Below are 13792 nucleotides of genomic sequence, written 5' to 3'. Positions count from 1 at the left end.
GGGCAGCGTCTACCTGGCGGTGGGCGGCGTCGCGGCTTTGCCGGCTCAGCTGGTCGAGGCGGGCGTGGCGCTGGCCGAGCTGGCGGCGGGCCAGCGCCGCCACCCGCTCGCCATAGCCCAGGAAAGCGGCTTCGAGTCGGGCCAGCCGCTCCACCAGAAAGACGGCTACGGCGGTGGGCGTTTTGAGGGCGTGGTGGGCGGTGAGGTCCACCAGGGCTTCGTCGCGCTCGTGGCCAATGCCCGTGAGCACGGGCAACGGAAACGCCCCCACGGCCGCCGCCAGCCCGTATTCGTCGAAGGCCAGTAAGTCGGTACGGCTGCCCCCGCCCCGAATCAGCACCACGGCATCGAACTGCCCGCGCCGGGCGCGCACGCCGTCCAGCGCCGCCCGAATGCTGGCGGGCGCCTCGTCGCCCTGCATCATAGCCGGAAACAGGGTGAGCGCAAAATCATAGGGCGCTTCTTCCAGCTGCTGCACAAAATCCTGAAAACCGGCCGCCGTGGCCGAGGAAATAACCGCCAGCCGCTGCGGCGCCAACGGCAGCGCGAGGCGCTTCTGACGCTCCAACAGGCCTTTCTCTTCCAGCTGGCGTAGGGTTTTCAGGCGCAGCAAGGCCAGCTCGCCCACCGTGTAGCTGGGGTCGATGGCCAGCACGTCGAGGCTCAGGCCGTACTGCTCGTGGTAGCGTACCTGCACGCGTAGCAATAGTTTAAGGCCGGCGCGCAGGGGCTGGCCGGTATGGCGCTCGAAGGCCGGGGCCAGCTGCTGGTAGCGCTGGCTCCAGAGCGTGGCGCGGGCCTGCGCTTTCACGGGCGTGCCGCGGCTGTCGATGGTTTGCTCGGTGAGGGTGAAGTAGCAGTGGGCGCCGGCATAGCGCGGCGCGGTAAGCTCCGCTACTTCGGCAATTACCCAATAGGAGTCGGCAAGCTGCTGCTGTAGCGCCTGGCGCACGCGGCCCAGCAGGTCGGCCAGGCCAAGTGGGGGAGGAGGCGCAAGGGGCGGAAGCTCGGGGCGGCGGTTGTAGAGCGGCATTGGTGCAAAGTACGGGCGAGGCGGGCGAAACTAACCCCCGCTGCCGGCCTTTATATTAAGAATGTCGTGGGCGTGCAACGCAGGCAAAACGCGCGCGTCTGTAACTTCACGGCATCATTTCCCATCCCCATACTCATTTCATGGATTTAACTTCGATTGCACGGCGGCTGAGCTTAGCTGTGCTTGGCCTGGGCAGCCTGGCTACCACGGCCGCAATGGCCCAAACCACCAAAAAAGCCCCGGCCACGGCTCAAAAAGGCGTCGGCATCACCGTGGCCAACATCGACCCCTCGGTGCAGCCCTGTGAAGACTTCTTCCGCTATGCCTCGGGCAACTGGCTGAAGAACAATCCTATTCCGGCCGCCGAGTCGCGTTGGGGCTCCTTCAACGAGCTGGCCAACCGCAACAACGCCACCCTGCGCAGCATTTTGAACGATGCCGCCAAGAATGCCCCCAAAGCGCCCAAAGGCTCCAACGCGCAAAAAGTGGGCGACTTTTACGCCTCGGCCATGGACTCGGTCGCTATCGACGCCGCCGGCCTGAAATACCTGCAACCGCACCTCAACCGCATCGCAGCCATTAAGGACCTGGGCGAAATGCAGCGCTTTCTGGCCGACCCTAAAGCCCACACTGGCAGCGTGTGGTACGGTTTCTACGTGGGCCAGGACGAGAAAATCAGCACCCAGTACGCGGTGCAGATGGGCCAGGGCGGCCTTTCGCTGCCCGACCGCGACTACTACCTGAAGGACGACGCCCGCTCAAAAGCCATTCGGACGGCCTACGACACGTATCTGGTGAACACCTTCAAGATGCTCGGCGACAACGAGGCGACGGCCAAAGCCAATGCCGCCGCCGTGGTTCGCATCGAAACCCGCCTGGCCAAAGCCAGCAAGAGCCGCGTGGACCTGCGCGACCCTTACGCCAACTACAACAAGATGACGCTGGCCCAGGCCGACGCCGCTTATCCCAACCTGGCCCTGCCGCTCACGCTGAAAGAAAACGGCCTGGCTGCGGCCCAGGAGGTGATTATCGGCCAGCCCGAGTTTCTGAAAGAAGTGAGCGCCATGCTCAAGGAGGAGCCCATTGCCGACCAGAAGCAGTACCTGCGGTTCCATCTGGTGAGCAGCGTAACGGCCGCCCTGCCCCAGACCTTCATCGACGAAAGCTTCCGCTTCTCCCAAACGCTGAGCGGCGCCAAAAAGCAGCAGCCCCGCTGGAAGCGCACCCTCAGCGCCACCGACCGGGCTTTGGGCGAAGCCTTTGGCCAGATTTACGTGGAGAAAGCTTTCACGCCCACGGCCAAAGCAAAGGCCAAGGAGATGATTGAGAACCTGCGCGTGGCCTACGCCGACCGCATCAGGGCCACGGACTGGATGAGCGAGGGCACCAAAAAGGAGGCCCTCACCAAGCTCAACGCCTTTGTGGTGAAGATTGGCTACCCCGACAAGTGGAAGGATTATTCGGCGCTGACCGTGAGCCGGGAGTCGTACCTGAAAAACCTGCTGGCGGCCCGCGAGTGGGCCAGCAAGGACGAAATCAGCAAGTTTGGCAAGCCCATCGACCGCAACGAGTGGGGCATGACGCCGCCCACGGTGAATGCCTACTACAACCCGCCGATGAACGAAATTGTGTTCCCGGCCGGTATTTTGCAGCCGCCGTTCTACGACCCCAAGGCCGATGACGCGGTGAACTACGGCGGCATCGGCGCCGTGATTGGCCATGAAATGACCCACGGCTTCGACGACCAGGGCCGGCAGTACGACTCGCAAGGCAACCTGCGCGACTGGTGGACCAAAGAAGACGCCGACAAATTCAACGCCAAAGCCGACATCGTGGGCAAGCAATACGATGCCTTTATGCCCCTGGACTCGGTGCACGTGAATGGCAAGCTGACGATGGGCGAGAACCTGGCCGACCTCGGCGGCCTCACCATTGCCTACGCCGCCTTCAAGAAAACGCCCCAGGCCAAGGCCGGCAAAACCATCGACGGCTTCACGCCCGAGCAGCGCTTCTTCTTGGGCTATGCCCAAATCTGGCGCAACAACTCCCGTCCTGAAGCCCTGCGCCAGCAAGTGCAGACCGACCCGCACTCGCCCGCCGAGTTCCGCACCAACGGCCCGCTGATGAACATGCCGGAATTCTTCGAAGCCTTCGGTTGCAAAGACGGCAGCAAAATGATGCGGCCCACGGCCGACCGCTCCAAAATCTGGTAGCGCGTTTGGGTTACGAGCGCTGCACTCGTAGTCAATAAAACAAATGGGGAAGAATGATGGTCTTGGCATTATTGCTAATCCTTCATTCTTCCTTCGTTTTTCTTGAAATTTTTAAGCCGAACCGCGGGGTTGTACCTTGCAGTTCGTAATGTTTCACTCATTCTCAACTCAAATGCATCAATTCTCTTTTGTGCGACGCGCGGCATTTTCGGCGGCGCTGTTAGGCTTGGTAGCCGGTGCGGCCCAGGCCCAGACCAAGGTGAAAACCAAGACGAAAACTAATTCCGCCACCACCAAGAAAAAGGTTACGGTGCCGACTACTACGGGCCAGTCGGGCGTGGGCGTTACGCTGGCCAACCTTGACCGCTCGGTGGAGCCGTGCGACGATTTTTTCAAGTTTGCCAACGGCAACTGGATAAAAAACAACCCGATTCCCGCATCCGAAACCAGATGGGGTTCCTTTAATGAGCTAGGGGACCGCAACCGCGGCGTAGCCCGGCGCATCCTGGAAAAAGCTGCTGCTGACCGCACAGCCAAGCCCGGCTCGAACATGCAGAAAGTGGGCGATTTCTACGCCGCGGCCATGGATAGCGTGGCCGTGGAAAAGGCCGGCCTGAAGTACCTGCAGCCCCGCCTCAACCAAATCAGCGCCATTCAGGACGTGGCCGGCGTGCAGGCTTACTTGGCCAACCCCAAAAACATTGGCAAAGGCTGGTACGGCTTTGGCGTGGGCCAGGACAGCAAGAACAGCAGCGTTTATGCCGTGCAGATGCGGCAGGGCGGGCTGACGCTGCCCGACCGCGACTATTACCTCAAGGACGACGCGCGTTCCAAAACCATCCGGACCGCCTACCGCAACTACCAGGTGAACCTGTTGAAGATGCTGGGCGACGACCAGGCCACGGCCGAGAAAAATGCTGACGCCGTGATGCGCATGGAAACGCGCATGGCCAAGGCCAGCCGCGACCGGGTGGCCCTGCGCGACCGCGAAAGCAACTACAACAAGATGACCGTGGCGCAGGCCGTGGCCGACTACCCCAACCTGAACCTGCCCCTGCGGCTCAAGGAAAGCGGTTTGGCTGAGGCCAAGGAAATCATCGTGGGCCAGCCCGACTACCTGAAGGAAGCCAGCGCTATGATGAAGGAGGAGCCCGTGGCCGACCAAAAGCAGTACCTGCGCTGGCATTTGGTCGAATCGGTGGTATCAGCTTTGCCCAAGGCTTTTGTCGATGAAGAGTTCCGCTTTGCGCAGGTGCTCACGGGCGCCAAGCAGCCTCAGCCGCGCTGGCGCCGCGCCTTTGCCGCTACGGATGGCGCCCTGGGCGAAGCCTTCGGCCAGATTTACGTCGACGAGGACTTTAGTCCCGCCGCCAAAGCCAAAGCCAAAGCCATGGTGGAAAACATGCGCGTAGCTTACGCTGAGCGCATTCAGGCCACCGATTGGATGAGCGCCGCCACCAAAGCCGAAGCCCTGAAAAAGCTAAACGCCTTTGTGGTGAAGATTGGCTACCCTGATAAGTGGAAGGACTATTCCAAGCTGACCATCAGCCGCGAAAGCGCCCTGAACAACCTGTTTGCGGCCTCTGAGTGGGGTACCAACGACAACCTCACCAAATTCGGCAAGCCCGTGGACCGCTCTGTCTGGGGCATGACGCCGCCCACGGTGAATGCCTACTACAGCCCCAGCCTGAACGAAATTGTGTTCCCGGCCGGCATCCTGCAGCCGCCCTTCTACGACCCCAAGGCCGACGACGCGGTGAACTACGGCGGCATCGGCGCCGTGATTGGCCACGAAATGACCCACGGCTTCGACGACCAGGGCCGCAAGGTGGACTCGCAGGGCAACCTGCGCGACTGGTGGACCAAGGAAGACGGCGAGAAGTTTATGACCAAAGCCGCGGTGGTGGGCAAGCAGTACGACGCTTTCTCGCCCATGGACTCGGTGTTCGTGAACGGCAAACTCACGATGGGCGAAAACCTGGCCGACCTCGGCGGCCTCACCATTGCCTACGCCGCCTTCAAGAAAACGCCCCAGGCCAAGGCCGGCAAAGTTATCGACGGCTTCACGCCCGAGCAGCGCTTTTTCCTGAGCTGGGCCCAAATCTGGCGGGTGAACATGCGGCCCGAAGCTCTGCGCCAGCAGGTGCAGACCGACCCGCACTCGCCCGGCCAGTTCCGCGCCAACGGCCCGCTGCAAAACTTTCCGGAGTTCCACGAGGCCTTTGGCTGCAAGGATGGTAGCAAAATGGTGCGCTCTACTGCCGACCGCGCCAAAATCTGGTAAGCTATTTGCAGGAAGTTCCTTGAATCAAGAGTGAAAAACTGTTTTCCCTCCTGATAGAAGAAGGCCCGTTTCCCCTTGGGAGCGGGCCTTTTTATGTGGCAGCGGTAACGGACGAGGTTGTCAGAACGTGCATAAATGCCTATTTTTGAGATTATGTTGAACATCTGCGCCTGAATGCACCACCTCGTTTACACCAGTACGGCCACGTTGCCATTTGCCGAAACCGAGCTGCGCCAGCTGCTGGCCCATTGGCGCGCCACCAATGCCCGCTTGGGCCTAACGGGCGTGCTCATGTATAGCGAAGGTGATATTATGCAGGTGTTGGAGGGCGAGCAGGCGCAGGTGCAGGCCCTTTTCAGCCGCATTGCGGCAGATGCGCGGCACCGGGGCGTAACCAAGCTTGCTGATGGCCCGGTGCCCGAACGCGCCTTCGCTGACTGGTCGATGCGGTTCCGGGCCGTTGCCAGCAGCGACTTTCAGCAGCATCTGGAGCGACTGTCCGGCGCCTCGGGTCCTGCCAGTGACCTGGCGCCCCTGCTCGAAGCCTTTATGGCTTCGGATGCCTGGTAGCTAAGCAGCCCTACGTGCTGAAATACCCCTGCATTTTAACCAGCGCCGAAACCAGCACCAGCCCGGTCAGCGCCGCCGAAATCAGGATAATGGAGCCGTGGTAAAAGTTGTCGAAGCCCACGGCCCAGCCGAGCTGAAGCCGTAGCACCATCACTGCCACACCTGAAGCAGCCACCGAGCCCCAGAAAAAAACCGTATTGCGCCGGGGCAGGATAGGGTTCTCGTGAGGAAGCTGCCACAGATACCACGCCAGCGCCAGCCCGCCCACTACCGAAAACAGCTTTTGCAGCATTGAGTAGAACCGCATGTTGGCATCGCCCTCAAACACCCACTCCCGCAACACCGGAAACAGCTGCACGCCCCGACCATCTACGTGGGTGAAGCTGTCGATTAGGATGTGCGAAACGGTGCCCACCAGAAGTGAAACCGCCACCACGCCGGCATGCTGTCGGGCATACGCCGCCCAGTCGAACCCCGCGAACCGGCGAAACCGGGCGTGTAAAAAACCGGGCAGATGCGCAATCAGCGCATCGCGCACCACCAAGTGAAAAACAAAGGCCAGCAGTAGCCCCAGCGGCAGGTTGAAATAGAAAATGCTGCGCCAGGTGTGGCTGTAGGGGTCGTGCGAGCTCATGCGAATGAACTTCTCAAAATCCGGAACCATGCTGCCAACTATCAGGCCCGTGGCCGAGCGCCAGCGGCGCGGCAGTATAAGCAAGGGCAACACCGCCGCTGGGTGAGAAAACGTGAAGGGCATGGCTGGGAATAAGCTCGCTTTAACGGCATCAGGCCGCCTTTAGTGTCGGGGCCGTTTCACTAAAGCTGTTTATTTCACGACTTCCACCTTAATGGGAATGTCGTTGATGGGCCACTTGTCGGACTCCACGGGTTCGTTGGCAATCCTGTCGATGACGTCCTGGCCTTCGATTATTTCGCCGAAAACCGTGTACTGGCCATCGAGCGAAGGCACGCCGCCGGTGGTGGCGTAGGCAGCTACCTGGGCCGGGCTGAGGCGGCGGCCGGCCATGGCCTGCGACTGGGCGGGGGTGAGCTTTTCGCCCACCACAAAGTAAAAATCGGTGTTCGAGGACAGGCGGCCGGGGTTCTGCTCGTCGTCGTAGCGGGCCATGCCCAGGGCGCCTTTTTTGTGGAAGTGCGCGGGTCGAAACTCCGGCGGCAGGCGGTAGCGCTTCAGCCGGATGGTGCGGGCGCCGTAGGTTTGGCCGCCCTGCACGGCAAAGTCTTTCACCACCCGGTTAAACATGGTTTCGTCGAACACGCCCTTGCGGGCCAGCAGCAGGAAGTTGGCTTTGTGAATGGGCGTGTCGTCATAAAGCTTCACCCGAATATTGCCCAGACGCGTTTTAACAAGCACTTCCGAACCAGGGTATTGGCGGCCGTAGGCCAGCAGTGCAGCCGGCGCGGCACTGTCGGTGAGCGTGGCCAAATTAGGGCCGGGCACGGGCGTCGCCGCCTGCGGGGCGTCCGTAGCGGGCGGTGCCTGGTTGCAGGCCGCCAAAAATACCAGGCCCAAAACCGCCCGCCAGAAGTGAGGAGAAATTGCCATACGGGTAGTTGGGGGTTGTCAGGCAGGTAGTTGTTTTCGCCTTTAATGAACAACTGACCACTGATTGTCGGTGATTGACGAGCTGTCGCTAAATGATTTCTTGTAAAAAACGAGTCATGCTGCGCTTGTCGCAGCATCGCTACCGAATAGGTAACTCTAAACGTTGAGTTTACTTAGTCTGTAGCGATGCTGCGACAAGCGCAGCATGACCCGCCGTTTTAGCATAAGTTGTTTTGAGTGGTAGCTGACCACTAACCGCCTACCAGTCGCTGGCCTTTTGCTTGGTTTTTTCGGTGCCTTTCGCGCTTTTAGTTTTCACCTTCATCTTATCGACAACCGGGGCAGGAGCGGGTTCGGCCTCCGGAGCGGGCTCAGCCGGCTCGTCCTCTTTTACTTCTTTGGGCGCCGCGCCCATGTCTTTGGCGGGCTTAATTTCATCGGCAACTTCTATTTTCTTGACTTTTTGCTGGGCCAGCAGCAATTGATTTTGGCTCAGGGTGTTGGCTTTCCAGGCGGCTAGCTCCACGGTCAGCTTTTCCTTTTCCACTTTGGTGGGCCGGCCCAGGTGCATCAGCTCGTTGAGGTTGGGCTTGCCGGCATCCTGCCAGGCGGTGAGCCAGAGCGAGGAAATCATGGTCGGGGCCATTTTCATGCGGTAGCTCACCATGCCGCCCACGGCTTTTTCGTACTCGTCGGCAAAGGCGTCGGAGTAGCGGCGCGTGGTTTTGCCGTAGCGGTGCGAAAAAGTGAAGCGCACGTCGGGCTTCATGGTTTTTTCAATCTTGCTGGCCCGGTCGAAGGTTTCGCCTACGAAGCCAAAGCTCTCCTGCACCACGGTCCAGACCGCCGCCAGCGGGTCCTTAATGTACTTGGCCTCGTCTCCAAACAGCTTGTAGTCGTTGATGAAGCGCTCGGGCAGCTGGCTTTCCCAGAGGCTATGCAGGCCCTTTTGGTCGGTGAGCTGGCCGTCGTAGTTGATGGTGGTGTGCAGCGGCACGTAGGCGTCGCCCATGTAGTGGCTCAACTCGGCCGAGTACGTCACGATGCCCACCGTGTCGCGTTGCCGGAAGGCTTCGGTGAGCTTGTTTTTAGTTTCGATGATAACCCACGGCACGGTGCCATATTTCTGCAGGGTGTCGGCCGTGAATTTGGCTACTGCCTTTTCGTATTGCCGGGGCATCTTGCCAAAGGGGTTGTCCTCGGAGAAGTGGTCAACGTCGATGAAGTGCTTGGGCGCCTCGGTGGGGTCGTCGTTGCGGCGCTCGTCGGGGGCCGTGCTTTGGCGCACCAGCTCCGTCATGTGCCGGTAATAAAACGCCTGCATCGAAGCCGGCAGCTCGTACACCGCCACCTGCGTAATGGTGCGGTGGCCGAAGAATCCCCAAGCACCCGCGGTGCCACTGGCCAGCACGAGGGCCGCCAAAAGCAGCGGCAATAAGGTTTTTTTCATGATAATTGGAAAGATTGCCGGATTGAATAAAAACGCCCTCCCAAAGTTCGGCAATGGCCCTGACATTCAAAATGCCCGGCCTCTGTGCCTGCTTCCGGGAGTGGCTGTGCAGCAGCAACCGTATTGTATTTGGGTGGTCATGCTCCGACAAACTCAGCATGACAGCTTTTTGCTACGGCTACTTTAGCGCGAGTGCTTATTCCTGCCGGTACATCACGCCGGCCTTCATCACGAAGCGGGGCCGCATCATGGCTGAGATATCCTGCAACGGGTTGCCCTCCACGGCAATGATGTCGGCCAGCTTGCCGGCTTCCAGCGTGCCCAGGTCGCTGCTGCGCCCCAGCAGCTCGGCCGCGCTCAGCGTGGCGCTCCGAATGGCCTCCGCCGCCGGCATGCCCGCCTCGGTCATGTAGCCAAATTCCAGCGCGTTCACACCGTGCCGAAACACGGCCGCATCGGTGCCAAACGCAATTTTGACCCCGGCCTTGTAGGCCCGCCCAAAGGTGCCCTGCAGCTTGGGCCCGATGGCCAGCGCCTTGGGCGTAACCAGGGCCGGGTAGTAGCCGGGGATTTTGGCCGAGTCGGCCACCGACTTGCCCGCCGTGATAGTGGGCACGTACCAGGTGCCGTATTTCTTCATCAGCTTCATGGTTTCGTCGTCCATCAGCGTGCCGTGCTCAATGCTGGTGACGCCGGCCCGCACGGCCCGCTTCATGCCTTCGGCACCGTGGGCGTGGCAGGCCACGGCCAGGCCCAGGTCGCGTGCGGTTTCCACCACCGCCCGGATTTCTTCCTCGGTCATCTGCGGGGCCGAGCCGTCTTTGGCTACCGAAAGCACGCCGCCGGTGGAGGCGATTTTGATGAGGTCGGCGCCGCGCTTGTACTGTTCGCGCACGGCCTGCCGGCCCTGGTCGGGCCCGTTGATGATGCCATCGGCCGGGCCGGGCACGCCCATCAGGTCGAGGCGGTAGCCGTTGGTGGGGTCCATGTGGCCGCCCGTTCCCGAAATGGCCTTGCCCGCCGTGATGATGCGCGGCCCCACCACGAGCCCGCGGTTGATGGCGTTGCGCAAACTCACGTTCACGCCCGAGCCGCCCAGGTCGCGCACCGTGGTAAAGCCCGCCATCAGCGTTTTGTTGACGTTGGCAATGGCTTCGTAGGCCACGTCGGCAGGGTTTTGGGTGAACTCCTTTACGAAGTTGTCCTTGCTGGTTTCGCCTTCTACGTGCACGTGGCAGTCAATCAGGCCGGGCATCACCGTGCGGTTTTCGAGGTTGATAACCTTGTCCTGGGGCCCGCCGGCCGCGGTGTAGCCGCTTTGCACGGCCACAATCCGGTCCTTCTCAACTACGATGGTTTGCTGGGACAGCAGTTTGCCGCTGCGCACGTCCAGCAGCTGGCCGCAGTGCAGGTAGGTTTTTTGGGCGAAAGCCGCCGGCGTGCTCAGCAACAGCGCCGCTACGGCCCAGGCAGGAATAGATTTGCGCGTCATACGTTTGTATTAATGAGCTGCCAAGGTACAACGGCGCTCAGCACTTACCAGAACCTCTGTTTTACCCATTTTCATGATAACGCAAGAAGAATTTGACGCTGCCAGCGCGCGCGCCCAGCAATTGCCCTCCAAACCCTCCAACACGGTGCTGCTTCAGCTTTACGCCCTCTACAAGCAGGGCACCGAAGGCGACATTTCCGGCGACCGGCCCGGTGGTTTCGACTTCAAAGCCATTGCCAAATACGACGCCTGGAACGGCCTGCGCGGCACCAGCCAGGACGACGCACGCCAGCAATACGTGGCCCTGGTAACTCAGCTGGTCGGGTAATAGGAGGGTTTTTCTAGGGCAAGAGGGTAGGAGGGTGTGGGGGTAGGAGGGGCAAGATAGTGTGTTTTTCTTCTCCAATTCCTACCCTTTTACCCCCATACCCTCCTGCCCTAAACAACATGGATATTTCCCGCAAAAAGCCCGCGTATCCGCTCACGCCGAAGCTGCGCCAGTACCTGCGCACCTACGACCGGGCGGCCCCGCTGCCCGTGACCTACGACGAGCTGCGGCACTTCAGCAACTCGTTTCCGCTGCTCGACCGCACGGGCAAGGACACGCTCTGGCAAACGGTGTTTTTTGAGCCCCAAACGCTGCGTGAGCTCAGCCAGGGCCTTACGGCAGTATACGCGCTGCTGAAAACGGCTGGCGACCTGTCGTTCAGCGAGCACCTCGTGGCCGACCGTATTGACTACTGCCAGTTCGGCAACTCCAACCCGTTTCGGGTGCGCATCGTCAACCAGTTCAACGACAACTACGACTACTTCTACGTGAAGCGGGCCGACGCTTCGCGCCTCTACGGTCTGGAGCTGGAGCACTTGCTCTCGCCCAATTCCATGAACTTTCTGGTGAGCGGCGACACCCTGATTGAGGAGCACATTGCCGGCATTCCCGGCGACGATTTTATTCGCCTGCGCCTCAACCAGCCGCACATCAACCAGGTCCGCATTGCTAAGGAGTTCGTGAAATTTAACGAGCGCTGCTTTGTGCGCCTGCTCGGCGACATGCGCGCCTACAACTACGTAATCGACGTGACGCCTGACTTCGAGGACGAGCAGTACCGCGTGCGGGCCATCGACTTCGACCAGCAGAGCTACGAGGGCCGGCGCATCATGTACCTGCCGCAGTTTTTCAAGGATAATGCCGATGTGGTGGCCATGTGCGCCCAGCTGCTCAAGCCCGAAACCGTGCGCCAGTACCAAACCGAGGAACGCGCCCTCATGGCCCGCCGCGCCCGCGCCGAGCGCCACCGCCTGCGCGACCTGCTCGACGTAATGCGCGGCCACCAGCTGGCCCCACCCCAAAAAGTAACGCAGCTCAAAGCCGAGCTCAACCGCTTCCACCACACCGAGGCGTTCGACAAGTGCGACTCGATGGGCGACATCGTGCGCCAAAACCTCTGGCTGATGCTGGGAGTAGGGGCCAAGCCGGCATGAGGGGTAGGAGCGGCGACCGACGAAATGTTACTCGGGCTATATTAAATTCTGTTCGAGGCCGGCGAAATTCTATTTGGGACGGCAACTGAGTGCTCGGGCTTGGCGAAATCCTACTCGGGGCAACGAATCGGGGCTCGGCGCGGACGAATACGTATGTTCATGGGGTAAATTCCAATTTCCACCTTGCCAACTCCTTTTACGTATGACCAACGAGCAGATTAATTTCCAAAATATCGCGCTGAACGTGCGCAAGCTGCTGGCAGGGTCCCGTCCGCAGTAGGCCCCGCTCTACCCTAAGATTGTGCCCGATTTCGAAGCCCTCGAAGCTGCCTTGGCCCTAGCCGATGCTCGTGCCCAAACCCTAGCTGGCGGCGGCAGCACCGGCTACACATAGGCCTAAGAACTGGCCGAGGTGGCCGTGCTCGATGCCGCCATGCCGGTGCTACGGGGACTCAAGGCCGTGCAGCTCGATGCGCTCGAGCCGGCGCTAGCCAAGCTGGCCGCCCACACCCGCACCATCCTCGACGAGCTGCGCAGCCAGCCCTAGGCCGATGCCCTGCGCGAACTGCATACCCAGGCCCTCGCCCGAACCACCGCCCTGGCCGATGAGCGCGTGACGGCCGCGCAGCGGGCCCTGCTGGACCAGAAAATCAAGCTTTTCGTGCCGCTGCTGGACACCGCTCGCTAGGCTATTACGGCCGCTCGGTGCAGCGCCCCCAGGCCGTGGCCGCCCTGGGGGCCGTTCGTAACGCCCTGAAACGCCTCGACGTGCGGGTGCCCAACCTGGTAGACGACCTGCCAGACATGGTGGCGAACTACAAAAAAGCCAGCATGATAGTATATTGCCGGGCACGGCCCGAATGCAGCCCCTAAGTAGGGCTAAGGCACCCTTAAAAGTCGCTGGCAGCCCCGCCAGCGACTTTTTTGCTTAATAAGGCTAGGGCGTGAGGACAATAAGAAATCAGCTATATGTTTACTGCTTATTTACTTTTCAGCATGCGCCGTCACGAAATTTCTGATGCTACCTGGGCCCTGGTTGCCCCGCACCTCTCCGGCAAGGCCGCCGATGGCGGGGCGACGGCCGTCGATAACCGGCTGTTTTTCAACGCTGTGGTGTGGATAATGCGCACCGGCTGCCCGTGGGCCGACCTGCCCGAACGCTTCGGCAAGTCCGACACGGCCCGCAAACGCTTCCGCCGGCTGGCCGAAAAAGGCGTCTGGCGCCGCCTTTTCCAGGTCGTCCAAGCGCCGGAGCTGGACTGGGTGCTGCTCGACTCGACCATCGTGCGGGCGCACCAGCACGCGGCGGGCCAAAAAAAAGCGACGCTCAGACCGAGTGCCTCGGCCGCAGCCGGGGCGGGATGAGCACCAAAATTCACGCCTGCGTCGAGTCGCTGGGCAACGCGGTGCGCCTGCTCGCCACCCCCGGCCAGGCCGGCGACAGCCCGCAGGCGCTGCCCCTGCTCGACGGCCTCGACGTGGGCCAGGTAGTGGCCGACACGGCCTACGACAGCGACCAAACCCGCGCCTATTGCGCTCAACGCGGTATTCAAGCCGTCATCCCCAGCCACCCCAACCGCACCCAACCGCTGCCCCTGGACGAGAATGCCTACCGCGACCGCAACAAAATCGAACGCTTTTTCGGACGCATGAAGCAGTATCGCCGCTTGGCCACCCGCTACGAGAAGACCATCGTTTCCT

12 protein-coding genes and 1 pseudogene are annotated in these 13792 nt (G+C 61.1%); 8 read left to right on the top strand and 5 right to left on the bottom strand.

Annotation, left to right across the window (positions count from 1 at the left end; all coding sequences use genetic code 11):
- A partial coding sequence (gene xseA / locus GM79_RS15930) for an exodeoxyribonuclease VII large subunit (protein ID WP_051718967.1) occupies positions 1 to 1033 on the bottom strand: 1033 nt, incomplete at its 3' end.
- Between the two features lie 140 nt (positions 1034 to 1173).
- On the opposite strand from xseA, the gene GM79_RS15925 reads away from it, so the two are divergent.
- From GM79_RS15925 to GM79_RS15915, 3 genes are all read left to right on the top strand, one after another.
- Complete coding sequence (locus GM79_RS15925) at positions 1174 to 3246, top strand: M13 family metallopeptidase (RefSeq protein ID WP_035565791.1); 2073 nt, start codon at positions 1174 to 1176, stop codon at positions 3244 to 3246.
- 172 nt (positions 3247 to 3418) lie between these two features.
- Positions 3419 to 5530: a M13 family metallopeptidase gene (locus GM79_RS15920; RefSeq protein ID WP_035565789.1), complete on the top strand. Its 2112-nt coding sequence runs from the start codon at positions 3419 to 3421 to the stop codon at positions 5528 to 5530.
- A 174-nt stretch (positions 5531 to 5704) separates the two neighbouring features.
- Positions 5705 to 6100, top strand: a complete 396-nt coding sequence (locus GM79_RS15915; RefSeq protein ID WP_051718966.1) for a BLUF domain-containing protein — start codon at positions 5705 to 5707, stop codon at positions 6098 to 6100.
- A gap of 10 nt (positions 6101 to 6110) precedes the next feature.
- On the opposite strand, the gene GM79_RS15910 is transcribed toward GM79_RS15915, so the two are convergent.
- From GM79_RS15910 to GM79_RS15890, 4 genes are all read right to left on the bottom strand, one after another.
- Positions 6111 to 6857 carry a DUF4184 family protein gene (locus GM79_RS15910; RefSeq protein ID WP_035565787.1) on the bottom strand — a complete coding sequence of 249 codons (747 nt, stop codon included), beginning with the start codon at positions 6855 to 6857 and terminating at the stop codon, positions 6111 to 6113.
- 69 nt (positions 6858 to 6926) lie between these two features.
- The gene (locus GM79_RS15905; protein WP_035565785.1) at positions 6927 to 7667 is read right to left on the bottom strand and encodes a peptidylprolyl isomerase; all 741 of its coding nucleotides are present in this window, start codon (positions 7665 to 7667) and stop codon (positions 6927 to 6929) included.
- Between the two features lie 259 nt (positions 7668 to 7926).
- Positions 7927 to 9117 (bottom strand): zinc dependent phospholipase C family protein, encoded by a 1191-nt coding sequence (locus GM79_RS15900; RefSeq protein WP_051718964.1) that lies wholly within the window; start codon positions 9115 to 9117, stop codon positions 7927 to 7929.
- Positions 9118 to 9313: 196 nt separating this feature from the next.
- The gene (locus GM79_RS15890) at positions 9314 to 10609 is read right to left on the bottom strand and encodes a metal-dependent hydrolase family protein (protein WP_081867810.1); all 1296 of its coding nucleotides are present in this window, start codon (positions 10607 to 10609) and stop codon (positions 9314 to 9316) included.
- 73 nt (positions 10610 to 10682) lie between these two features.
- Between GM79_RS15890 and GM79_RS15885 the strand changes: the two genes are divergently transcribed.
- The 5 genes and pseudogenes from GM79_RS15885 to GM79_RS26565 form a co-directional block, all read left to right on the top strand.
- Positions 10683 to 10937 (top strand): acyl-CoA-binding protein, encoded by a 255-nt coding sequence (locus tag GM79_RS15885; RefSeq protein WP_035565781.1) that lies wholly within the window; start codon positions 10683 to 10685, stop codon positions 10935 to 10937.
- 119 nt (positions 10938 to 11056) lie between these two features.
- A complete protein-coding gene (locus tag GM79_RS15880) occupies positions 11057 to 12091 on the top strand; it encodes a hypothetical protein (protein ID WP_035565779.1) in 1035 nt (344 codons plus the stop codon).
- Positions 12092 to 12503: 412 nt separating this feature from the next.
- A complete protein-coding gene (locus tag GM79_RS26270) occupies positions 12504 to 12638 on the top strand; it encodes a hypothetical protein (RefSeq protein WP_262489461.1) in 135 nt (44 codons plus the stop codon).
- A 158-nt stretch (positions 12639 to 12796) separates the two neighbouring features.
- Positions 12797 to 12964, top strand: coding sequence for a hypothetical protein (locus GM79_RS25550; RefSeq protein ID WP_161787196.1), 168 nt, complete (start codon positions 12797 to 12799; stop codon positions 12962 to 12964).
- A 96-nt stretch (positions 12965 to 13060) separates the two neighbouring features.
- Positions 13061 to 13792 (top strand): annotated as a pseudogene (locus GM79_RS26565) (IS5 family transposase); the annotation flags it as partial.

Source organism: Hymenobacter sp. IS2118, assembly GCF_000715495.1.
Classification (GTDB): Bacteria; Bacteroidota; Bacteroidia; order Cytophagales; family Hymenobacteraceae; genus Hymenobacter.
Note: the sequence above shows the minus strand (reverse complement) of the source record. Positions and strands in the feature narration are given on the sequence as shown.

What these genes read in the sequence shown, in the direction of transcription:
- GM79_RS15925 (WP_035565791.1), top strand. Translation starts at nt 1,174, where the DNA reads ATGGATTTAACTTCGATTGCACGGCGGCTGAGCTTAGCTGTGCTTGGC.
- GM79_RS15885 (WP_035565781.1), top strand. Translation starts at nt 10,683, where the DNA reads ATGATAACGCAAGAAGAATTTGACGCTGCCAGCGCGCGCGCCCAGCAA.
- GM79_RS15900 (WP_051718964.1), bottom strand. Translation starts at nt 9,117, where the DNA reads ATGAAAAAAACCTTATTGCCGCTGCTTTTGGCGGCCCTCGTGCTGGCC.
- GM79_RS15905 (WP_035565785.1), bottom strand. Translation starts at nt 7,667, where the DNA reads ATGGCAATTTCTCCTCACTTCTGGCGGGCGGTTTTGGGCCTGGTATTT.
- GM79_RS15915 (WP_051718966.1), top strand. Translation starts at nt 5,705, where the DNA reads ATGCACCACCTCGTTTACACCAGTACGGCCACGTTGCCATTTGCCGAA.
- GM79_RS15890 (WP_081867810.1), bottom strand. Translation starts at nt 10,609, where the DNA reads ATGACGCGCAAATCTATTCCTGCCTGGGCCGTAGCGGCGCTGTTGCTG.
- GM79_RS15910 (WP_035565787.1), bottom strand. Translation starts at nt 6,857, where the DNA reads ATGCCCTTCACGTTTTCTCACCCAGCGGCGGTGTTGCCCTTGCTTATA.
- GM79_RS15920 (WP_035565789.1), top strand. Translation starts at nt 3,419, where the DNA reads ATGCATCAATTCTCTTTTGTGCGACGCGCGGCATTTTCGGCGGCGCTG.
- GM79_RS15880 (WP_035565779.1), top strand. Translation starts at nt 11,057, where the DNA reads ATGGATATTTCCCGCAAAAAGCCCGCGTATCCGCTCACGCCGAAGCTG.